The sequence below is a fragment of the Microbacterium testaceum genome, assembly GCF_006539145.1.
Lineage (GTDB): Bacteria > Actinomycetota > Actinomycetes > Actinomycetales > Microbacteriaceae > Microbacterium > Microbacterium testaceum.
The window spans coordinates 62,560-84,142 of the sequence record NZ_BJML01000004.1; the positions used below are offsets into that span (position 1 = coordinate 62,560).

The following is a 21,583-nucleotide window of genomic DNA, read 5'->3' on the forward strand; positions in this document are numbered from 1 at the left end:
TGCGGTCGAGACCACGCCCGCCGGGTAGCCTGGAAACGACCCCTTCAGGAGATGTTCTGTGACTGATTTCCCCGCCGATGGCTTCGCCCTCTTCCCCGACCGTTCGGTCGTCGCTCTGCGCGTCAACGGGGAGCTGAAAGACCTGGCCACGACCGTGACGGCCGACGACCAGGTGGAGCCGGTCACGATCGACAGCGCCGACGGTCTGTCGATCCTGCGCCACTCCACCGCGCACGTGCTCGCCCAGGCCGTGCAGCGTGTCAAGCCCCAGGCCAACCTCGGCATCGGTCCGCCCGTCACCGACGGTTTCTACTACGACTTCCAGGTCGACGAGCCCTTCACCCCCGACGACCTCAAAGTCATCAAGAAAGAGATGGAGCGCATCGTCCGCGAGAACCAGCGGTTCGTGCGTCGCGTCGTCACCGACGACGAGGCCCGCGCCGAGCTGGCCGACGAGCCGTTCAAGCTCGAGCTGATCGGCCTCAAGGGCGGGTCGGCCGAAGCCGCCGAGGGCGCGTCCGTCGAGGTCGGCGCCGGAGAACTGACGATCTACGACAACGTCACGCGAGACGGCGAGACCGCGTGGAAGGACCTCTGCCGCGGACCCCATGTTCCGGGCACCCGGGTGATCGGCAACGGCTGGGACCTCACCCGCATCGCGGGCGCCTACTGGCGCGGTAGCGAGAAGAACCCGCAGCTGCAGCGCATCTACGGCACCGCGTGGCCCACGAAAGACGAGCTGCGCGCCTACCAGCACCGTCTCGAAGAGGCCGCCAAGCGCGACCACCGCAAGCTCGGCAAAGAACTCGACCTGTTCTCGTTCCCCGACGAGATCGGCCCGGGCCTGGCGGTCTTCCACCCCAAGGGCGGAATCATCCGCTACGAGATCGAGCGCTACATGCGTGAGCGCCTGCTCGCCAGCGGCTACGAGGTCGTGAACACCCCTCACATCACCAAGGGCGACCTTTTCATGACGAGCGGTCACCTGCAGTGGTATGCCGACGGCATGTACCCCCCGATGGTGCTCGACGAAGTCGTCGACGCCGACGGGCACGTCTCGCGCGAGGGCCAGGAGTACTACCTGAAGCCCATGAACTGCCCGTTCCACAACCTGATCTTCCGCTCGCGTGGTCGCAGCTATCGCGAACTGCCGCTGCGTCTGAGCGAGTTCGGATCGGTCTACCGCTACGAGAAGAGCGGAACCCTCTCGGGCCTCACGCGCGTGCGCGGTATGACCCAGGACGACACGCACATCTACGTCACGGCCGATCAGGTGAAGGGCGAGCTGACCCACAGCCTCGACTTCGTGCTGCAGACCCTCCGCGACTACGGTCTCAACGACTTCTACCTCGAGCTGTCGACCAAAGAGGACGGCAACCCGAAGTTCATCGGCGACGACACGCTGTGGACCGAAGCCACGGAGACCCTGCGCGAGGTCGCCGAGGCGTCCGGACTCGACCTCGTACCCGACCCGGGCGGGGCCGCGTTCTACGGCCCCAAGATCTCGGTGCAGGCGCGTGACGCGATCGGCCGCACGTGGCAGATGTCGACCATTCAGCTCGACTTCAACCAGCCCGAGCGCTTCGAGCTCGAGTACACCGGCCCCGACGGTGAGAAGCACCGACCCGTCATGATCCACCGCGCTCTCTTCGGCTCCGTCGAGCGCTTCTTCGCGATCCTGCTCGAGCACTACGCCGGAGCCTTCCCGGTGTGGCTCGCGCCCGTGCAGGTCGTGGCCGTGCCGGTCGCGGCGGAGTACGGCGATTACCTTCAGGGCATCGTGACAGATCTCAAGACCCGCGGCGTCCGCGCCGAGGCCGACCACAGCGACGACCGCATGCAGAAGAAGATCCGCACGCACACCACGCAGAAGGTGCCGCTCATGCTGATCGCGGGGGAGCAGGACCGCGCGGGCGGCACGGTCTCGTTCCGCTTCCGCGACGGCACCCAGCTCAACGGCATCCCCGTCGATGAGGCTGTCGCCCGCATCACCGGGGCGATCTCGGCCCGCACGCTCGTCAACACCGCCGAGGACCTCGCGTGACCACCGATCCGGATGCCGCCGCGGCGGGCTCGTCGCCGGTGACCGGCCCGACTCCCACCGCGGACGGGTCCGGATCGGTGACGACCGACGCCGAGCTCGTCGACGCGATGACACTGCCGGGCGTGCCCGATGAGTTCCAGCGCCTGTGGACGCCGCATCGCATGGCGTACATCTCGGCGGGCCGGGAGCCCATGGAGCAGAACTGCCCGTTCTGCGCGGCTCCCGAGAAGTCCGACGAGGACGGGCTGATCGTCGCGCGAGGAAAGACCGCGTACGTGCTGCTGAACCTGTTCCCGTACAACTCCGGGCACCTGCTGGTGTGTCCGTACCGCCACATCGCGACATACGACCAGGCCACCGACGAAGAGGTCGCCGAGATCGGCGCGCTCACACAGCGCGGCATGCGGGTGCTGCGGGCGGTGTCGAACTGCGACGGCTTCAACCTGGGCATGAACCAGGGCGCGATCGCCGGAGCCGGCGTCGACGGCCACCTGCACCAGCACATCGTGCCCCGCTGGGCGTCGGACGCGAACTTCTTCCCGATCATCGCGAAGACGAAGGCGCTGCCGCAGCTGCTCGGTGACGTGCGCCGCGCGGTCGCCGACGCCTGGGATGCGTGAACCGGGTTATCCACAAGCCCCCTCCGCGTGCGCGGCGCCCTCGGTAGCGTGAGCCTATGAACACTCGGACTCGCCCTCTGGTTCTCTCTCTCACTCTCGCCGCCGTCCTCCTGGCCACGACCGCCTGCATCCCGCTGCCGAGCCCGCTCGGGCCCGACGGCGCCGCGGGACTGCCGACCTCGGTCCCCGACGACGCGCAGACTCCGGCGCCCGGGGAATCGACGTCGGTCGCTCCCGACGATGTATCCGACGTCTTCGCAGAACGTGAGGAGTACTTCCGAGAGCAGCAGCTCCCCATGGACGGTTCACCCCTGGTCGCCGTGACCCCGGCTCAGAAGGAGTTCATCGCCGAGCAGCGGGCGTACGTCGAGCAGCAGGGCTCGACGTGGACGTCCACCGACGAGAACCTCGCCCTCGCCCTGGCCGGGGATGCCTGCGAAACGGCTATCCTCAACCGTCATCGGGTCGACGCCACGACTCTGAACACGCACGTCGCGACGTCGCCGCTGTTCGCCCAACTCATCCCGAGCGACCTGCAAGGTGCCGCGCGTACGCAGGCCGAGAAGCCGATTGCGAGCGTCATGGTGTTCGGCGCGACCTTCATGTGCCCTGCCGACGGTGACGCCTGGGTCGCGGCGTACAAAGAGGTGTACGGCGGCTGACCCGTCGCGAACGAGCGAGCCGCGTCAGCGCACCTGGCGCACGGAGAACTGCAGACGAGGGTTCGCGTAGGCCTCCTGGGATTCGACGAGACGCAGTTCGCGCGAGCCCGACTCGAAGGTGTTCGAGAGCAGATCGAAGACGCTGGATGCCGTGCGCGCCAGGGCATCGGCCGCGTCGCCGCTCCGACGGTAGTGGGCGGTGAAGAGTGCCGCCGTCACATCTCCCGAGCCATTGGCCTTCATCGGAATCAGCGGTGTCTGCACGATCCATGCGCCGGCGTCGTCGACGACCATCATCTCGATGGTGTCGGGTTCACGATCGGGGCGTTCGACGCTCGTGACGAGAATCGTCCGCGGGCCGCGCTCACGCACGATGTCGGCCGAGGCGAGGGTCGAGTCGATGGTGTCGGGCTGCGTGCCGGTGAGGAACCCGAGCTCGAACTGGTTGGGCGTGAGGATGTCGGCGACAGGTACGACGCGCTCGCGGAGAAGTTCGGGGATCGCAGGGGCCACGAAACACCCCGACTTCGCGTTGCCCATGACGGGGTCGCAGGCGTAGACGGCATCCGGATTCGCCTTCTTGACGCGCGCGACGGCATCGATGATGACGTCGGCGATCCCCTCACCGCCCTGGTAGCCCGAGAGCACCACGTCGATCTCGGGGAACACGCCACGGTCCTCGATGCCGGCGAGCACGTCGGCGACATCGGCGGGGGAGATGAGAGGTCCGCGCCAGGCGCCGTAACCGGTGTGGTTCGAGAAGTTGACCGTGTAGACGGGGAGAACCTCGACCCCGATGCGCTGGAGGGGGAAGACGGCGGCGGAGTTGCCGACGTGCCCGAACGCCACGGCCGACTGGATCGAGAGAACCTTCATGCCTCGATCCTCCCACCTCGGATGCCGGGACGGAGCGCGCCCGCGGCGGCGGCGAGGTCGTCGGCGAGGGTGGTGGTCGAGGCATCGTCGAGGTCGTGCACCGTCAGGCGCAGGAACGCGCCCGCGTGGTCGGGGGAGAGGAAGAACGGGTCCCCCTCCCTCACCAGCCAGCCCCGGCGCATGAGTTCCTCGCGCGCCGACGCCGCGGGGACCGGGAGCGGCACCCACAGGTTGAGTCCGTCGCCCGGGGAGACGGGGAGTCCGCGTTCGGTGAGTGCCGCGGCGAACGCCGCGTTGCGCCCGGCGTAGTGCTCGGCGGCGGCCTCGATGTCGGCGCGGACGGCGTCGTCGGTGACCAGGGCGAGCGTCATGCGCTGCAGGATGTGGCTCACCCACGTCGTTCCGGGCGTGAGGCGCACGGCGAGCCCATCGGCCGTGTCGGGGTCGGATGCCGTGACGGCGAGGCACGTGTCGGGTCCGAGGAACTTCGACATCGAGCGGATGCGCGCCCACCGACGCTGCGCGGGGCCGATGACCGAGTGCAGGGGCGCACGCGACAACAGCGAGAAGTGGTCGTCCTCGATGACGAGCACGAAGGGATGCTCCGCGAGCACCTCGCGCAGGGCTGCGGCACGCTCGGCGCTGAGGCTCGCCCCCGTGGGGTTGTGCGCGCGGGGCGTGCAGATCACGGCGCGAACGCCGGCCTCCAGGGCGTCGCGCAGTCCGTCGACGGTCATGCCCTCGGCATCCACCGCCACCGGAACGGCGCGATACCCGCCCGTGCGGACCGTGTGCAGAGCCGACAAGAAGCAGGGGTCTTCCAACGCGACGGCGTCGTCACGCTGCAGGGCCTGGGCGAGCAGACGCTCGATCGCGTCGCTCGCGCCGCTCGTGACGGTGATCAGTAGGTCGTCGTGGGGGAGCTGGTCAGCCATCCACCCGCGGGCCCACGCTTCGAGGCCCGGGTCGATGACCGGCTCGCCGTAGAGGACGGGCCGAGTCGAGCGCGCCAGGGCGGCCGTGGGGTCGGGGATGAGCGTCGGGTCGGGGTTGCCGGTGCCCACGTCGCGCAGCACGGTGTCGGGTGCATAGCCCTCCTGTGCGACGGCGGTGCGGTCGGCCACGCGCGTGCCGCTGCGTCCACGGGCTTCGACGAGCCCCGCCTGGGCGAGCTGGCGGTAGGCCGCGACGACCGTGTTGCGGTTGACGCCGAGATCGGCGGCCACAGCCCGGACGGAGGGCAGGAGCGTGCCCGGTGTGAGTTCCCCCCGCTCGATGCGTTCGCGCAGGTCGGCGGCGATACCGGATGCCGATCGGCCGGTCATATCGATGGTCATAGGCCCCCTCGGTCTCGATCAGCCTATGTCCTGAGCCATGCTACGTTTTGGCCTAAGCCAAATGATCGCGCCCCGAAGCGCGGAACTCGCGCCCCCGGGCGCCGAACGGAGTGGACATGACCGACACCGGAACCTCCCGCGTCAAGCGCGGTCTCGCCGAGATGCTCAAGGGCGGCGTGATCATGGACGTCGTCACCGCCGAGCAGGCCCGCATCGCCGAAGACGCCGGCGCCGTCGCCGTCATGGCGCTCGAGCGCGTGCCCGCCGACATCCGCGCCCAGGGCGGAGTCGCCCGCATGAGCGATCCCGACCTGATCGACGACATCATCGCCTCGGTCTCGATCCCCGTCATGGCCAAGGCCCGCATCGGCCACTTCGTCGAAGCGCAGATCCTGCAGGAGCTCGGCGTCGACTACATCGACGAGTCCGAGGTGCTCTCGCCCGCCGACTACGTCAACCACATCGACAAGTGGAACTTCACCGTGCCGTTCGTGTGCGGCGCGACCAACCTCGGTGAGGCGCTGCGCCGCATCACCGAGGGAGCCGCGATGATCCGCTCCAAGGGCGAGGCCGGCACCGGCGATGTGTCCGAGGCCACCAAGCACATCCGCACCATCCGCAGCGAGATCAACGCCCTGCGCGCGAAGACCAAGGACGAGCTCTACGTCGCGGCCAAGGAACTGCAGGCGCCTTACGACCTCGTCGCCGAGATCGCGGAGACCGGCGAGCTCCCCGTCGTGCTGTTCACCGCCGGGGGAGTGGCCACTCCCGCCGACGCCGCGATGATGATGCAGCTCGGCGCCGACGGCGTGTTCGTCGGCTCGGGCATCTTCAAGTCGGGCAACCCCGCCCAGCGCGCCGCCGCGATCGTGAAGGCCACCACCTTCCACGACGACCCCAAGATCGTGGCAGAGGCCTCGCGCGGACTCGGCGAGGCGATGGTCGGCATCAACGTGGCCGACCTCCCCGCGCCGCACCGCCTCGCCGAGCGTGGCTGGTAATCCCCGCGTCGGCGTTCTCGCACTCCAGGGAGACGTGCGGGAGCACCTCGCGGTCCTGACCGCCCTCGGCGCCGACGCCTACCCGGTGCGCCGACCCGAGGAGCTCGCCGCCGTGGAGGGCCTCGTCCTCCCCGGCGGCGAGTCGAGCGTCATCGACAAACTCGCGCGCGCCTTCGATCTCTTCGACCCGATCCGAGAGGCGATCGCCGACGGCATGCCGATGTACGGCACGTGCGCGGGACTCATCCTGCTCGCCGATCGCATCGACGGCGCCATCACCGGCCAGCGGACCTTCGGGGGCATCGACGCGCGCGTCGCCCGCAACGTCTTCGGCAGCCAGACCGCCTCGTTCGAGACCGACCTCGACGTCCCCGCCCTCGGTGATCCGCCGGTACACGCCGTCTTCATCCGTGCGCCCGCGGTCGTCGAGTGGGGACCGGATGCCGAGCCCCTGGCATCCCTTCCCGATGGGCGCGTCGTCGCGATCGAGCAGGGCGCCCTGCTGGGTACCGCGTTCCACCCCGAATCGACGGGGGAGACGCGGTTCCATCGCCGGTTCCTGGACCACGTGTCGAACCGACGCGGGATGCGCGCGCACTGACTCCGCACCCGCGGTGGAGCTGCTCGCGTCCGTCGATCGCGACGCGCGGTCGCGGTGCGCCGGACGGGAGTGTGATCCAGGTGCGCAGCGGGTGAGTTCGTCTCGTTCCTGGACCTGGGCGGGGCCGCAAGAGACCGAGCTCGCCTGCACGCCAACGCCCTCGTGGAAGCCAGGATAAAGTTGCAGCATGTCCGGACACTCCAAATGGGCCACGACCAAGCACAAGAAGGCGGTCATCGACTCCCGTCGCGCCAAGTCGTGGGCCAAGCTCATCAAGAACATCGAGGTCGCGGCGAAGCTCGGTGGAGCCGACCTCCAGGGCAACCCCACCCTCTTCGACGCCGTGCTCAAGGCCAAGAAGACCTCGGTCCCCAAAGACAACATCGACCGCGCCATCAAGCGCGGTGCCGGCATCGGCGGCGAGGCCGTCGAGTACTCCTCGATCATGTACGAGGGCTACGGACCCAACGGTGTGGCCTTCCTTATCGAGTGTCTGACCGACAACAAGAACCGCGCCGCGGCCGAGGTGCGCACCGCCCTCAGCCGTAACGGCGGCACGCTCGCCGACCCGGGCAGCGTCGCCTACAACTTCAGCCGCAAGGGCGTCATCGTGGTCCCCTCCGAGGGCACGACCGAAGACGACGTCATGCTCGCGGTCCTCGAGGCCGGAGCCGAAGAGGTCGAGCCGCACGGCGAAGGCTTCGGTGTCATCACCGAGGCCTCCGACCTCGTGTCGGTGCGCAGCGCGCTGCAGGATGCCGGCATCGAGTACGACTCCGCCGACGTCGAGTTCGTCCCCTCGCTCAAGGTGGAGGTCGACGCCGACACCGCCCGCAAGGTGTTCCGCCTGATCGACGCCCTCGAAGACAGCGACGACGTGCAGAACGTCTACACGAACTTCGACATGAGCGCCGACGTTCAGGCCGAACTCGAGAACGACGAGTAAGGGCGCGCCCTTCGTCTCGACACGGCCTCTGCGCTTAGCGTGGGGGCCGTGTCTCGTTCCCTCCGCGTCCTCGGCATCGACCCCGGCCTGACCCGTTGCGGCCTCGGCGTCGTCGACGTCTCACCGAACCGCACGGCCTCGCTCGTGCACGTGGGCGTCGCCCGCTCCGCGCCGACGGACCCGATCGAGAAGCGTCTCGCGGCGATCGCCGCCGGCATCCGCGAGGTGCTGGTCGCACACCAGCCGGACGTCGTCGCCGTCGAGCGCGTCTTCGCCCAGAACAACCTCCACTCGGTGATGGGCACCGCTCAGGCCAGCGGCATCGCCCTGATGCTGGCAGCCGAGCACGGGCTGACCGCCGCGACCCACACCCCCAGCGAGGTGAAAGCCGCGATCACCGGGTACGGCTCCGCCGACAAACTGCAGGTGCAGACGATGGTCGCCCGGGTCCTGCGGCTTGACACCCTCCCTCAGCCCGCGGATGCCGCCGACGCCCTCGCGATTGCGCTGTGCCACGCCTGGCGCGGGGGAGCGGCCGCCTCCTCGGGAGACGGCGCCCTGACACCCGCCCAGAAGGCCTGGAGGGATGCCGAGAAGAAGCGCACTCCGCCGACGCGTGTCGCTCGAACACATGTACGAACGGGCGCGTAGGCTGTCTGGATGATCTCCTCGCTGCACGGTACGGCGGCTCACGTCGCCGACGACTCGCTGGTCATCGTGGTGGGAGGTGTGGGCTTCTCCGTCGCCGTGACCGCGCAATTCGCGCGGACGGTGCATGTCGGCGACGACGTCCACCTGCACACGAACCTCATCGTGCGCGAGGACGCGTTGTCGCTCTACGGCTTCGAAGCCCGCGAGGAGCTCACCGTGTTCACCCAGCTGATCAGCGTCACCGGCGTCGGCCCGAAGTCCGCCCTCGGCGTCTTGTCGTCGCTCACCGTGCCGCAGATCGCCCAAGCCGTGGCCGACGACGACGACGCCCCGTTCCGCCGCGTCTCGGGCATCGGCCCTAAGACCGCCAAACTCATCGTCGTCCAGCTCGCCGGCAAGCTGCAGGTCGCCCCGGCCGCCGCCCCGGCCGCCGTCTCGCCGCACGGCCAGGTTCCCGTGCAGGTGACGCAGGCACTCGTGGGCCTGGGCTGGACGGAACGGACGGCGGCCGAGGCCGTGGCATCCGTCGCCGAAACCGCCTCCGAGGCCGACCGCGCCTCGGTCCAAGCGCTCCTCCGACTCACGCTCGCCCTGCTGGGCCCCGCCCGCAAGGAGAGCGTGAGTGGCTGACGTCCGAGACGCCGGCACGCCCGACGACGAGGTCGAACTCGCCATCGAGGGCGCCCTGCGGCCCACCTCGCTCGCAGAGTTCGTCGGCCAGCAGAAGGTGCGCGGCCAGCTGCAGCTGCTGCTGGACGCAGCGCGGATCCAGCAGCGTTCCCCCGACCACATCCTGCTCTCGGGTCCTCCGGGGCTCGGCAAGACCACCCTCGCGATGATCGTGGCGCACGAGAGCGGTCGCCCGCTCCGCCTGTCGAGCGGTCCCGCGATCCAGCACGCGGGCGACCTCGCCGCCCTGCTGTCGTCGCTCACGCCGGGGGAGGTGCTCTTCATCGACGAGATCCACCGCATGGCGCGCTCGGCGGAAGAGATGTTGTACCTCGCGATGGAGGACTTCCGCATCGACATCATGGTCGGCAAGGGCGCGGGCGCGACCAGCATCCCCCTCGACCTCGCTCCCTTCACGCTCGTGGGCGCCACGACACGCGCGGGCCTGCTGCCGAACCCGCTGCGCGACCGCTTCGGCTTCACCGCCCACCTCGAGTACTACGAGCCCGAAGAGCTGGAGCGGGTCGTCTCGCGCTCGGCATCCATGCTCGATGTCGGCCTCCCGGGCACCGCGCGCTCCGAGATCGCCCGCCGCTCGCGAGGAACGCCCCGTATCGCCAACCGCCTGCTCCGGCGCGTCCGGGACTATCTCGTGGTGAACGGTCCGTCGACCGGGACCGACGAGGGCCACGCCGACGTGCGGACGGTCGGCGCCGCTCTCGATCTCTACGACGTGGATGCCATCGGCCTCGACCGCCTCGACCGGGCCGTCCTCGACGCCCTCGTGCGCCGCTTCCGTGGGGGACCGGTAGGCCTCAGCACCCTCGCCGTGGCCGTGGGAGAAGAGCCGGAGACCATCGAATCGGTCGTCGAGCCGTACCTCGTGCGCATCGGATTCATGGGACGGACCCCGCGCGGGCGGGTGGCGACTCCCGAGGCGTACGACCACCTCGGAGCGCCCCATCCCGACGGCATGCTCCGGTTCAGCCGGGGCTCATGACCTATACTCGGCGGGGGATTCCCCGACCCCCGCTAGGCAGTGCCGCACGGCGCGCCTGATCTGAAAGGTGCACCGCCTCCATGGACTCCAGTTTCCTCCTGCTCATTCTGTTCGCGGGTCTGCTCGTCTTCATGTTCCTGAGCTCCCGCCGTCGCATGAAGAAGCAGAAGGCCGAGCTCGAGCAGAAGGCCCGCGAGACGGTCCCCGGCGCCGAGGTGCTGCTGCAGGGCGGCCTCTACGGCACCATCGTCGAGTACGACGGCGAAGACCTCGACAAGCCGGCGCACGTCGAGATCGCCCCCGGTGTCGTCATCAAGGTGCACAGCCAGGCCATCCTCCGCATCGTCGACCCCGCCGCGGGCACGGTGACCGAGGACGAGTACATCGAAGCCGAGGAGACCGAGGCCGAGTACGTCGCCGGTGTCGCCGACGGCGACATCACCTCGATCAGCGACGACCAGCGCGCCGCCCGCCAGCACGCCGCCGACGCCGAGCGCGACGACAAGGACCGCCCCGCGGTCTGATCGCCCCCTCCCGCCCTTCCGTTCACCGCCGCACAGAAAGCCGACTCCGTGGCGCCCTCGACTCCCGTCCGTCACGCCTGGCGCGTTTTGACCGGATTGCTCGCCATCACCGGCGTGCTCTTCGGCATCAACGCACTGGGCGTGTACGTGTATAACGACAGTTCCTGGACCCCCGAGCTCGCGCTCGACCTCCAGGGCGGCACGCAGATCATCCTGCAAGCCCAGACCACCGACGGCGCCGCGCCCGACAGCGAACAGCTGGCACAGGCCGTCACGATCATCCGCCAGCGCGTCGATGCCTCGGGCGTGGGCGAAGCCGACGTCGCCACCGAGGGTGGACGCAACATCGTCGTGCAGATCCCCGGACAGGCCGACGAGGCCACGCGACAGCGCATCCAGAGCTCGGCCCAGCTGCAGTTGCGCCCGGTGCTGTTCACCGGTTCGCCGGCGACCTCGTTCGTGGGTCAGGACGGCGTCTCGACGCCCTACCCGACGCCCGACCCGAGCCTGCCGTCGACGCCCACGGCTTCGCCGACCAATGCGAGCGACCCGGCGTACATCACCCCTGCCCTGCAGGCGCAGTTCCTCGCGTACGACTGCGCGAACCCGCCGAGCAACCCCGCCCAGGCGCCCGCGGATCAGCCGATGATCACGTGCGGCACGAACGACGGGCAGAAGTACATCCTCGGCCCCGTCGAGCTCGACGGCACCGACATCTCCAACGCCACCAACGGCCAGGAGCAGAACACCGGCCAGTGGGCCGTGAACCTCGTCTTCAATGACCAGGGCACGCAGAAATTCGCCGAGATCAGCCAGCGTCTCTACGGTGCGCAGCCGCCGCTGAACCAGTTCGCGTTCGTGCTCGACGGCTCCGTGCTGTCGGCACCGTCGATGAACGGCATCATCGTCGACGGCCGCCCCAGCATCACGGGATCGTTCACGCAGGAGTCGTCGAAGGCCCTCGCCGATCAACTGAAGTACGGTGCCCTGCCGCTGAGCTTCCAGGTCGTGAGCTCCGACACCGTGTCGGCGACGCTCGGTTCGCAGCAGTTGCAGGTCGGTTTCATCGCCGGTCTCATCGGCTTGGGTCTCGTCGCGATCTACTCGCTCATCGTCTATCGGGCGCTCGGTACGGTGATCATCGCTTCGCTCGGCGTGATGGCGGTGCTGACCTACCTGGCACTGTGCATCCTCGCGTGGCGAGCGGGCTTCCGCCTCTCGCTCGCGGGTGTGGCCGGCTTGATCGTCACCATCGGCTTCACGGCTGACTCGTTCATCGTCTACTTCGAACGAATACGAGACGAACTGCGCGACGGCAAGTCGATCACCGCAGCGGTCGAGGACGGCTGGTCGCGCGCGAAGCGCACGATCTACATCTCGAAGTCGATCAACATCCTCGCGGCCGTCGTGCTGTACATCCTCGCGGATGCCACGGTGAAGGGCTTCGCGTTCACGCTCGGCCTCACGACCGCGATCGACATCCTGATCTTCATCCTGTTCACGCACCCCGTGATGCAGTTGCTCGCTCGCACCCGGTTCTTCGGCTCGGGTCACCCCCTCTCAGGGATGGACCCCAACGCCCTCGGCGCCGTGTACCGCGGTCGCGCGCAGTTCCGGGCTCCCGTGGTCGACGCCGGTCGGGTGAAGAAGTCCCGCGGCGAGGCGCAGCGTCGGCAGACGATCGCCGAACGCAAGCAGGCCGAACTGGCGGCCGCCAGCCGCGGCGATAGCCGCTCCACGAAGGAGGGAGACGACTGATGCGCTCCATGTCGCAGCTCGGCAACGACCTCTATTCGGGAAAGACATCTTTCCCCTTCGTGCAGCGTCGTCGCCTGTGGTTCATCATCGCCGCGGTCCTGGTGATCGGCGCGGCCCTCGTGCCGCTCTTCCGGCCCGTGCAGTTCTCGATCGAGTTCACCGGTGGCTCGCAGTTCACGGTGTCCAACCCGTCGACGTTCGACCAGGCTCTGGCCACGCAGGCCGTGACCTCGGTCGTCCCGGATGCCACCACCCGCGTCACCACGATCAGTGACCAGTCCGTTCGGGTGCAGACCGACCAGCTGGACAACGATCAGACGCAGGCGGTCTCGTCCGCCCTGGCCACGGCGTACGACGTGCCGGCCTCCGAGATCACGAACTCGTTCATCGGCCCCACCTGGGGTAACGACGTCACTCGTCAGTCGCTGTGGGGACTGTCGATCTTCCTCGCGCTGACGTTCTTGATCCTGGCGCTCTATTTCCGCACCTGGAAGATGTCGGTCGCCGCGATCATCGGCCTCGTCGACGTGCTCGTCATCACCGTCGGTGTCTACGCCGTCTTCGGCTTCGAGATCTCGCCGGCCGCCGTCATCGGCTTCCTGACGATCCTCTCCTACGCCCTGTACGACACCACCGTCGTCTTCGACAAGGTGAGGGAGAACACCAGGGAGGACGGGGAGATCTCCGGTCGCACGTTCTCGGAGTCGGTGAACCTCGCCGCCAATCAGACGCTGATCCGATCCATCAACACGACGGTCGTCGCGATCCTGCCCGTCGGCGCGATCCTCTTCATCGGTGTACCGCTCGGTGCGCGCACGCTCAGCGACATCTCGCTGTCGATCTTCGTCGGCACGATCGTCGCCGCGTACTCGACGCTCTTCGTGGCTGTGCCGATGTACGCCCTGCTGCGCGAGAAGGAGAAGCCGATCGCCCAGCGCGACGCGCGCGTCGTGGCAGCCCGCGAGAAGGCGGGCGTCCCGGCCTGAGGCCGGGGCCCCGCCCCTCGGGTTCCGCCGGCGGACCCCGCCGTGGACCCCTGCCGCGAGGCATAGACTTGATCGACTGGCCGTAAGGAAGGGGTGTGACATGGCAGAGATCACTTCTTCCGCGCCGCCGCCGTCCTCCTTGCGACGTCTCGTTCCGCGTATCTTCTCGCGCGCGGCCCGTCGTGACGACGTCGACAAGCTGCTGCGCACGGTGCGCACGCACCATCCCAAGGGCGACCTCGCGATCATCGAGCGGGCCTACGCCGTCGCAGACAAGGCGCACGACGGGCAGAAGCGTCAGAGCGGCGAGCCCTACATCACGCACCCGCTGGCCGTCGCGCAAATCCTCGCCGAGCTCGGGCTGGGGCCGAAGGCCATCGCGGCGGCCCTGCTGCACGACACCGTCGAAGACACGGGATACCCCCTCGACGAGCTCGCCGCCGACTTCGGCGACGAGGTCGCGATGCTCGTCGACGGCGTGACCAAGCTCGACAAGGTCAAGTACGGCGACAGCGCGCAGGCCGAAACCGTGCGCAAGATGATCGTGGCGATGTCGAAAGACATCCGTGTCCTGCTCATCAAGCTCGCCGACCGCCTGCACAACGCCCGGACCTGGGGTTTCGTGCCCCCGCACAAGGCCGCGAAGAAGGCGACCGAGACGCTCGAGATCTACGCGCCGCTCGCGCACCGCCTCGGCATCCAGGCGATCAAGAGCGAGCTCGAAGACCTCTCCTTCGCGGTGATGCACCCCAAGCTGTACGCCGAGATCGACAGCCTGGTCAAGCAACGTACGCCTCAGCGCGAGCAGTACGTCCAGAACGTCATCGACGCCGTCGACGCCGACCTGCGTGAGCTGCGCGTCCGCGGCCGGGTGATGGGCCGACCCAAGCAGCTGTACTCCGTCTATCAGAAGATGGTCGTGCGGGGTCGCGAGTTCGACGACATCTACGACCTCATCGGCATCCGGATCCTCGTCGGCACCGTGCGCGACTGCTATGCCGTGCTCGGTGCCATACACGCGCGGTGGACGCCGCTGCCGGGGCGATTCAAGGACTACATCGCCACGCCGAAGTTCAACCTTTACCAGTCGCTGCACACCACGGTCATCGGACCGGGCGGTCGCACGGTCGAGATCCAGATCCGCACGCACGAGATGCACCAGCAGGCGGAATTCGGCGTCGCCGCGCACTGGAAGTACAAGGAGCGGATGGCGGGCGGCAAGGCCGACGCCAAGGCCGTCGACGCCGATATGGCGTGGATCGCGCACATCTCGGACTGGCAGGCCGAGACCGCCGACCCGGGGGAGTTCCTCGACTCGCTGCGTTTCGAGATCGGCGCAAAAGAGGTCTACGTCTTCACGCCCAAGGGTCGTGTGGTCGGGCTTCCGACGGGCGCCACCCCGGTCGACTTCGCCTACGCCGTGCACACCGAGATCGGCCACCGCACAATGGGGGCCAAGGTCAACGGTCGCCTGGTGCCGCTCGAGTCGACGCTGCAGAGCGGCGACGTCGTCGAAGTCTTCACCTCCAAGAACCCCGATGCCGGCCCGAGCCAGGACTGGCTCGGCTTCGTCAAGAGCACTCGTGCGCGCAACAAGATCCGCGGGTGGTTCACGAAGGAACGCCGCGAAGAGGCCATCGAACAGGGCAAGGATTCGATCGCCCGCGCTATGCGCCGGCAGAACCTGCCGCTCCAGCGCCTGATGAACCAGGACTCCTTCACCGAGGTCGCCCGGCTCTTCCACTACGAGGACGTCTCCGCCCTCTACGCCGCCGTCGGCGAGGGTCACGTCTCCACCCAATCGGTGATCGAGAAGGTCACCGCGCTCGTCAACGTCGAAGAGACGAACACCGGGCCCATCGACATCCCCGTCGGTCGCAGCCGCGCCCCGCGCGGTGGCGATTCGGGTGTGCTCGTGCGCGGTGCCCCCGACATCCTCGTCAAGCTCGCGAAGTGCTGTACGCCGGTGCCGGGCGACGAGATCGTCGGCTTCGTGACGCGCGGGAGCGGCGTCTCGGTGCACCGAGGCGACTGCACCAACGTGAAGGCGCTGAAAGAAGAACCCGACCGTCTGATCGACGTGGAGTGGGCGCCCACGACCAAGAGCGTCTTCCTCGTGCAGATCCAGGTCGAGGCCCTCGACCGCTCGGGGCTCCTGAGCGATGTGACCCGCGTGCTCAGCGAGCACCACGTCAACATCCTCTCGGCCACCGTGTCGACCACGAACGATCGGCTCGCCCTCAGCAAGTTCGTGTTCGAGATGGGCGACACCGTGCACCTCGACCGCGTACTCAACGCCGTGCGCCGCATCGACGCCGTCTACGACGTCTACCGCGTCACCTCGTCGTAGGCTTCGCGGTCGCCGTCGGCGGTCACGCTCGCGAGGAGCGCGGTCCCACGCCTGCCGTGAGGGAATGTCGGATGCCGATCGAGCCAGGCCTGCGCTTCCCTCCGCGTACGCGGGTCGGACCTCGCCCACGCGAGCGCCACGGCGCGCTGCTGCTCGTCCTGGGAGCGGGCGAGGTCGGCAAGGCTTCGCCCCGGCGTGCTGAAGTGGATGCCGGCGAGCGACACCGTGTCGGCCGGCGGCAGGCGCACGTCGTGGAAGACCGCGCGGGTCACGTGGTGCGCGCGCGTCCGTGTCTTCGCCACCCGCTGAAGGTGGTGCCGCGTCGGCTCGGTCGGCATCCCCCCGTGCACCCATGCCGCGGTGAGCCGTACCCCTGCCCATCGAGCCCCCAGCAGCGGGACGAGGCTTCGGGCGCGCATCCACGCCGTCTCGACCGCGTCGGCGGGCATGAACCCCTCACCGAGCGGCACGAGGAGCCCGTCGAGGCACGCGGCACTGAGCTCGCTCAGAGCGAGACGCTCGCCGGGGAAGAACAGAAAGGGCGACACCATCCCGCCAGTGTGGCGGGGCAGTGTCGCCCGTGACGGCCGAAACCGTCTACCTGTGGAGAACTGATCAGCCGCCAAGGGCGCGCAGCCAGGTGCGGCGCGCTTCGAGGGCCTCCGACGCCTGGGCCGCGGCGCGCTTGTCACCACGCGACTCGGCGTCGGCGAGCTCGGCCTCGAGCTTGTCGATCGCGTCGGTCAGCTGACGCGTCATGTCGTTCGCGCGCGCCTTCTGCTCGGGGTCGTTGCGCTTCCAGTCGGCATCCTCGCGCGTGCGCACGCTCTGCTCGATCTTGCGCAGCTCGTCGTCGAGGACGCGCTCCTTGTCGCGCGGGAAGATGCGGCCGATCTCGTCCCACTCGCGCTGGATCGCGGTCAGCTTCTGGCGGGCGGTCGCGAGGTTCTTCTCGTCGACGATCGGCGCGGCCTTCTCGAGGAGCGCACGCTTCTGCTCGATCTTCTCTTTCGAGGCCTCAGCGTCGGCCGACTCGCGCTCGATACGCGCACCGTAGAGCGCGTCACCGGCGGCCTTGAAGCGTGCCCAGAGTGCGTCGTCGACCTTGCGCCCTGCGCGGCCCGAAGCCTTCCAGGCGTCGAGAAGGTCGCGGTACGCTCCGATGCCGTCTTCGCCACGAGGCGCGAGGGCTTCGGCGCGCTCGACGAGACGCGTCTTCGCCTCACGGGCGGACTTGTGGGTCTCGTCCAGCGAGGAGAAGAATTCGCGGCGGTGACGATCGACCGTGGCGCGGGCGTCGCGGAAACGGCGCCACAGCTGCTGCGCCGTCGACTTCGACAGTCGGGGACCGTTCTGCTGGTGGGCCTGCCACCGCTCGAACAGCGCCGTCATGTCGGCGGTCATCTGCTTCCACTGCACCGTCTGGGGATCACGGGCGGCGAGGGCCTCGGCCTCTTCGACGATCGCCGTGCGTTCGCGCACAGCTTCTTCGGTGGCCTGCTTGGCGGCGACGGCCTCGCTCTCGCTCGCCTCGGCGAGCTCGGAGGTGAGGGCATCCACGCGAGCGATGAGGGCAGCAAGGTCGCCCACCGCGGCGGCGCCGTCGAGCTTGCCGCGGAGCGTCTTCGCCGTCGAGCGGAGGTCGGATGCCGAGGCACCACCGCGACGGTGGCGGGTCTCCAGCAGCGTGACCTCGCTGGCGAGATCCGAGAACTTTCTCTGGTAGTAGGCGAGCGCCTCGGCGGGCGTGCCGTCGGGGTACTGGCCCACGACACGCCAGTCGTCGCCCTCGCGGACCGAGACGGTTCCCTCGTCGTCGACGCGGCCCCACGGCTGAGCGGGCGCGGCGGAAGCGGTCTTGCCCGGAGGCGGGCCGGGAATGCGCGCGCCGGGCCGCGGGAGGACGGGCTGCACGACGGCGGGCTGGGCGCCGGGCGCCTCCGCCTCGTCGGCGGCGGCCTCGACCTCGGCGGCCGCATGGTCTCCCGCGGGCTCAGCGTCCGAAGCCTCGTCGGCGCCGGCCTCGTCGACGGGCGCCGGCTCAGCGGCATCCGCCGACTCGTCTGGACGCGGCGCCTCGTCGGCGAGGGCAGCGGCGGCGGGAGCCTCGTGCTCCTCGGCGGAAGCGGCGGCCTCATCGGGGAACGCGCCCTCGGCTGCGGGAGCGTCGGTCTCCGCCTCGACCGGGGTCGTGGCGGCGGGATCGACCTCGACGGCGCTCGCGTCGTCGTGCGGGTCGGAGGTCTCGGGAGTGGGGACGGAAGTCACGGGTAGCACCTCATCGCGGCAGAACCGCCTGGGGGAGAAGGACTCTCCGAGCCTAGTACGCGCGGCCCCTCCGACACAGGATCGAGGCGCGCGCATCACCGCCCGGCCGCGACGACGGCCCCGTGTGGGCGGTCAGGGAGTGGACGAGGGCGACGGAAGGGGCGCGGGGATCTCCGTGGGGACCGGTGTCGTGGGATTCTCCGTCGGAGAGGGGGCCGGCGTCGGCGCACCGGGGCCCGCGACGAAGTAGGCGGTCTGCGCCCCCACCGCTCCGGCGATCACGAGGAGACCGACGATGACGCCGATCAGATTGTCGCGCGTGCGACGCCGCCCCTGACGGGCGTGGAGCTCGAGCCGTGCCTGATACGCGCGAGCACGCGCGCGCTGCTCCCGCGTCTGCCGGTCTTTCCCGCGCGTCGCCACATCGACCTCCTCCGCCCGTCCGGGCACGTCGATCCTACAAAAGGCCGCCCCCTGCGCTGGTTTCGCTCTCGCGGACGCGGTGTCGGAGGCCGCGGTTAGCCTGGAGGGGTGACCTCTTCCTCCGCCCTCTTCCAGGGCCAGACGCCGCTCGCCGTGCGCATGCGCCCGGTGAGCCTCGACGAGGTCGCCGGTCAAGGGCATCTGCTGCGACCGGGGTCACCACTGGTCACCCTCGCCACCACCGACTCCTCGGCATCCGTCACCGCGGCCTCAGTCATTCTGTGGGGCCCGCCGGGTACCGGGAAGACGACGCTCGCCCAGGCGATCGCGCGGTCGTCGGGGCGCCGTTTCGTCGAGCTATCGGCGATCACCGCGGGCGTGAAAGACGTGCGCGAGGTCATGCAAGAAGCGCTCACCCAGCGCGACCTCTACGGGCAGTCGACCATCCTCTTCCTCGACGAGATCCACCGCTTCACCAAGGCCCAGCAGGACGCCCTGCTGCCGGGCGTCGAGAACGGGTGGGTCGTCCTGATCGCCGCGACCACCGAGAATCCCTCGTTCTCGGTCATCTCGCCGCTGCTGTCGCGCTCGCTCCTGCTCACCCTTCGCCCGCTCGGCGACGACGACCTCGGGGCCCTGGTGGATCGTGCCGTGACCGATCCGCGCGGTCTGGCCGGCCGGGTCGTGCTCGAAGACGAAGCGCGCGCCGCCCTGGTGCGCCTGGCGTCCGGCGACGCCCGTCGAGCTCTGACCGCTCTCGAGGCGGCGGCATCGGTCGCGGGGGACGACGGTGCCACGTCGCCCGACTCGGACGACGACGACGAGCAGGACCCGGGCCCGTTCGCCGGCGACGGGGGAGAGCTCCCCGTGATCACCGCCGACCACATCGCCCAGGCCGTCGATCGTGCGCTGCTGCGCTACGACCGCCAGGGCGACGAGCACTACGACGTGATCAGCGCCTTCATCAAGTCGGTGCGCGGTTCGGATCCGGATGCCGCGATCCACTACCTCGCGCGCATGATCGAGGCGGGGGAGGACCCCCGTTTCATCGCTCGGCGCCTGGTGATCTCCGCCGCCGAGGACATCGGGATGGCCGACCCCCAGGCCCTGCAGATCGCTGTCGCCGCGGCCGACGCCGTCGCGTTCATCGGCATGCCCGAGGGACGCATCCCCCTCGCCGAGGCCACGATCTACCTCGCCACCACCGCCAAGTCGAATGCCGCCTACAACGCCATCAACGCCGCGATCGCCGACGTGCGCGCCGGCGGTTTCGGGCGTGTGCCGATGCACCTCCGCGACGCGCACTACCCGGGCGCCAAGCGGCTGGGGCACGGCAAGGGATACAAGTACGCCCACGACAGCGAGATCGGGATCGTGACGCAGCAGTACCTTCCCGACGAACTCGCGGGCAGACGTTACTACGAGCCCACGAACCACGGCACCGAACGCGACGTCTCCGCGCGCCTGGAGAAAATCCGTCGCATCCTCGACGGGGCGTAGGCGCTCGACGACCGTGCGGGCGGCTCTGATAGCATGAACCGGCTCGAAACAGGGTTTTCGGGCATCCCCTCCTTCCTGTGATCACCTTCCGGTGCGCCCCGGCGTGCGCTCCGGATCGGGCGGAAGGGGGCGATACGCCCGCGAGCCGCGAAAGGCGCGGCCGCGTCATCGGAAGGAGAACTTCGTGACCACGAAGTCTCAGGACCGCCGCAAGGTGCGTCTGTCGCGCGCCCTCGGCGTCGCGCTCACCCCCAAGGCCGCCCGCTACCTCGAGAAGCGTCCCTACGCTCCGGGTGAGCACGGTCGCACCAAGCGCAAGGCCGACAGCGACTACGCCGTTCGCCTCCGCGAGAAGCAGCGTCTGCGCGAGCAGTACGGCATCCGCGAGAAGCAGCTGCGCATCGCGTTCAACGAGGCCCGCCGCACCGACGGCCTGACCGGTGAGAACCTGGTCGAGCTGCTCGAGATGCGTCTGGACGCCCTCGTCGTTCGTTCGGGCTTCGCCCGCACCACCGCGCAGGCTCGCCAGCTCGTCGTGCACCGCCACATCATGGTCGATGGCCAGCTCGTGGACCGCCCGTCGTTCCGCGTGAAGCCGGGTCAGCTGATCCACGTCAAGACCAAGAGCGAGGGTCTCGAGCCCTTCCAGGTCGCCGCCGCCGGTGGGCACGCCGAAGTGCTGCCCCCCGTTCCGGGCTACCTCGAGGTCGACCTCTCGACGCTGCAGGCGAAGCTCGTCCGTCGCCCGAAGCGCGCCGAGGTGCCCGTCACGTGTGACGTGCAGCTCGTCGTCGAGTACTACGCCGCCCGCTGACCTCAGCGAGCACAGAAGGGCGTCGGGTTCTCCCGGCGCCCTTTCTGGTACTCGCGGAGCGCTTCCGCGCGGATGGACTCGGCACGCCCCGCACCGGAAGGGACCGGCCGAGGTGCGGCAGCGATGCGACGTGACCGGGGCGCCACGTCGGCGGACGCGCGCTCCACGGGGCCCCTCGCCTACGATGGGAGAATGCCGCGACCGCGGCGTCGTATCGAGGAAGAAGTGGTGATCGTGAGAAGCCTCGTCTGGTTCGCGTTGGGCATCGTCGGCGGTTTCGTCGCCGCCCACCTCGTCAACAAGGACCCCCGCGGGCAGGAGGTGCTCGCGCAGCTCGACTCCCGCATCGGCGAGTTCACCGACCGCATGAGCGACGCCTACCACGCGCAGGAGACCCGCCTCTCCGAGATCATCGACGACGCGAAGAGCGTCGCGTCCTCGGCGGTCGAGAAGTCCGCCGACGCCGTCGACGACGCCGCCCGCGCCGCCGAGAAGGCCGTTTCCCCCTCCGACTGACCCCCTCCGGCCTCCCGCCCCCACCCGTGGGGCGGAT

General features: G+C 69.3%; 21 protein-coding genes. 16 read left to right on the forward strand and 5 right to left on the reverse strand.

What is annotated here, in order from left to right; translation table 11 throughout:
* Positions 1-58 precede the first annotated feature (58 nt).
* The 3 genes from thrS to MTE01_RS07805 all read left to right on the forward strand — a co-directional run bounded on the left by thrS (position 59) and on the right by MTE01_RS07805 (position 3,326).
* On the forward strand, positions 59-2,044 hold the full coding sequence (gene thrS / locus MTE01_RS07795) for a threonine--tRNA ligase (RefSeq protein WP_103209465.1): 1,986 nt from the start codon (positions 59-61) through the stop codon (positions 2,042-2,044).
* Between the two features lie 107 nt (positions 2,045-2,151).
* Positions 2,152-2,664, forward strand: a complete 513-nt coding sequence (locus tag MTE01_RS07800) for an HIT family protein (protein ID WP_103209978.1) — start codon at positions 2,152-2,154, stop codon at positions 2,662-2,664.
* A 56-nt stretch (positions 2,665-2,720) separates the two neighbouring features.
* Positions 2,721-3,326 carry a hypothetical protein gene (locus tag MTE01_RS07805; RefSeq protein WP_116239774.1) on the forward strand — a complete coding sequence of 202 codons (606 nt, stop codon included), beginning with the start codon at positions 2,721-2,723 and terminating at the stop codon, positions 3,324-3,326.
* Between the two features lie 24 nt (positions 3,327-3,350).
* Here MTE01_RS07805 and pdxY read toward each other — a convergent pair whose 3' ends face one another.
* Entirely contained in the window at positions 3,351-4,202 is an 852-nt protein-coding gene (pdxY, locus tag MTE01_RS07810; RefSeq protein ID WP_103209469.1) for a pyridoxal kinase PdxY, read from the reverse strand.
* Complete coding sequence (locus tag MTE01_RS07815; RefSeq protein ID WP_141376676.1) at positions 4,199-5,539, reverse strand: aminotransferase class I/II-fold pyridoxal phosphate-dependent enzyme; 1,341 nt, start codon at positions 5,537-5,539, stop codon at positions 4,199-4,201. Before MTE01_RS07815 ends, pdxY begins: the two co-directional genes overlap by 4 nt.
* Before the next feature lie 116 nt (positions 5,540-5,655).
* Here MTE01_RS07815 and pdxS point away from each other — a divergent pair, with 116 nt between their 5' ends.
* From pdxS to MTE01_RS07865, 10 genes are all read left to right on the forward strand, one after another.
* Positions 5,656-6,540: a pyridoxal 5'-phosphate synthase lyase subunit PdxS gene (pdxS, locus tag MTE01_RS07820; protein WP_174799665.1), complete on the forward strand. Its 885-nt coding sequence runs from the start codon at positions 5,656-5,658 to the stop codon at positions 6,538-6,540.
* Positions 6,530-7,141 carry a pyridoxal 5'-phosphate synthase glutaminase subunit PdxT gene (gene pdxT / locus MTE01_RS07825; RefSeq protein ID WP_141376680.1) on the forward strand — a complete coding sequence of 204 codons (612 nt, stop codon included), beginning with the start codon at positions 6,530-6,532 and terminating at the stop codon, positions 7,139-7,141. The genes pdxS and pdxT overlap by 11 nt, the downstream gene beginning before the upstream one ends.
* Before the next feature lie 187 nt (positions 7,142-7,328).
* On the forward strand, positions 7,329-8,087 hold the full coding sequence (locus tag MTE01_RS07830) for a YebC/PmpR family DNA-binding transcriptional regulator (RefSeq protein WP_103209481.1): 759 nt from the start codon (positions 7,329-7,331) through the stop codon (positions 8,085-8,087).
* Positions 8,088-8,135: 48 nt separating this feature from the next.
* Positions 8,136-8,738 carry a crossover junction endodeoxyribonuclease RuvC gene (ruvC, locus tag MTE01_RS07835; RefSeq protein WP_103209483.1) on the forward strand — a complete coding sequence of 201 codons (603 nt, stop codon included), beginning with the start codon at positions 8,136-8,138 and terminating at the stop codon, positions 8,736-8,738.
* Between the two features lie 9 nt (positions 8,739-8,747).
* Positions 8,748-9,368 (forward strand): Holliday junction branch migration protein RuvA, encoded by a 621-nt coding sequence (gene ruvA / locus MTE01_RS07840; RefSeq protein ID WP_141376682.1) that lies wholly within the window; start codon positions 8,748-8,750, stop codon positions 9,366-9,368.
* Positions 9,361-10,407: a Holliday junction branch migration DNA helicase RuvB gene (ruvB, locus tag MTE01_RS07845; RefSeq protein ID WP_103209489.1), complete on the forward strand. Its 1,047-nt coding sequence runs from the start codon at positions 9,361-9,363 to the stop codon at positions 10,405-10,407. Before ruvA ends, ruvB begins: the two co-directional genes overlap by 8 nt.
* A gap of 80 nt (positions 10,408-10,487) precedes the next feature.
* Positions 10,488-10,931 (forward strand): preprotein translocase subunit YajC, encoded by a 444-nt coding sequence (locus tag MTE01_RS07850; protein WP_103209492.1) that lies wholly within the window; start codon positions 10,488-10,490, stop codon positions 10,929-10,931.
* A gap of 48 nt (positions 10,932-10,979) precedes the next feature.
* Positions 10,980-12,689, forward strand: a complete 1,710-nt coding sequence (gene secD, locus MTE01_RS07855; protein WP_141376684.1) for a protein translocase subunit SecD — start codon at positions 10,980-10,982, stop codon at positions 12,687-12,689.
* Positions 12,689-13,675 carry a protein translocase subunit SecF gene (secF, locus tag MTE01_RS07860; RefSeq protein ID WP_116239771.1) on the forward strand — a complete coding sequence of 329 codons (987 nt, stop codon included), beginning with the start codon at positions 12,689-12,691 and terminating at the stop codon, positions 13,673-13,675. Before secD ends, secF begins: the two co-directional genes overlap by 1 nt.
* A gap of 100 nt (positions 13,676-13,775) precedes the next feature.
* Entirely contained in the window at positions 13,776-16,025 is a 2,250-nt protein-coding gene (locus MTE01_RS07865) for a RelA/SpoT family protein (RefSeq protein ID WP_103209499.1), read from the forward strand.
* On the opposite strand, the gene MTE01_RS07870 is transcribed toward MTE01_RS07865, so the two are convergent.
* The 3 genes from MTE01_RS07870 to MTE01_RS07880 all read right to left on the reverse strand — a co-directional run bounded on the left by MTE01_RS07870 (position 16,004) and on the right by MTE01_RS07880 (position 18,743).
* A complete protein-coding gene (locus MTE01_RS07870) occupies positions 16,004-16,576 on the reverse strand; it encodes a hypothetical protein (RefSeq protein WP_141376686.1) in 573 nt (190 codons plus the stop codon). The two genes, MTE01_RS07865 and MTE01_RS07870, sit on opposite strands and share 22 nt — an antisense overlap.
* Positions 16,577-16,640: 64 nt before the next feature.
* Positions 16,641-18,293 carry a DUF349 domain-containing protein gene (locus MTE01_RS07875; RefSeq protein ID WP_307723125.1) on the reverse strand — a complete coding sequence of 551 codons (1,653 nt, stop codon included), beginning with the start codon at positions 18,291-18,293 and terminating at the stop codon, positions 16,641-16,643.
* Between the two features lie 132 nt (positions 18,294-18,425).
* On the reverse strand, positions 18,426-18,743 hold the full coding sequence (locus MTE01_RS07880; protein WP_246078124.1) for a dioxygenase: 318 nt from the start codon (positions 18,741-18,743) through the stop codon (positions 18,426-18,428).
* A gap of 81 nt (positions 18,744-18,824) precedes the next feature.
* Between MTE01_RS07880 and MTE01_RS07885 the strand changes: the two genes are divergently transcribed.
* The 3 genes from MTE01_RS07885 to MTE01_RS07895 all read left to right on the forward strand — a co-directional run bounded on the left by MTE01_RS07885 (position 18,825) and on the right by MTE01_RS07895 (position 21,546).
* Positions 18,825-20,216: a replication-associated recombination protein A gene (locus MTE01_RS07885; protein WP_116239769.1), complete on the forward strand. Its 1,392-nt coding sequence runs from the start codon at positions 18,825-18,827 to the stop codon at positions 20,214-20,216.
* Between the two features lie 184 nt (positions 20,217-20,400).
* Positions 20,401-21,030 (forward strand): 30S ribosomal protein S4, encoded by a 630-nt coding sequence (rpsD, locus tag MTE01_RS07890; RefSeq protein ID WP_056231683.1) that lies wholly within the window; start codon positions 20,401-20,403, stop codon positions 21,028-21,030.
* Between the two features lie 192 nt (positions 21,031-21,222).
* Positions 21,223-21,546, forward strand: a complete 324-nt coding sequence (locus MTE01_RS07895) for an ATPase (protein WP_141376691.1) — start codon at positions 21,223-21,225, stop codon at positions 21,544-21,546.
* The last annotated feature ends 37 nt before the right edge of the window (positions 21,547-21,583 follow it).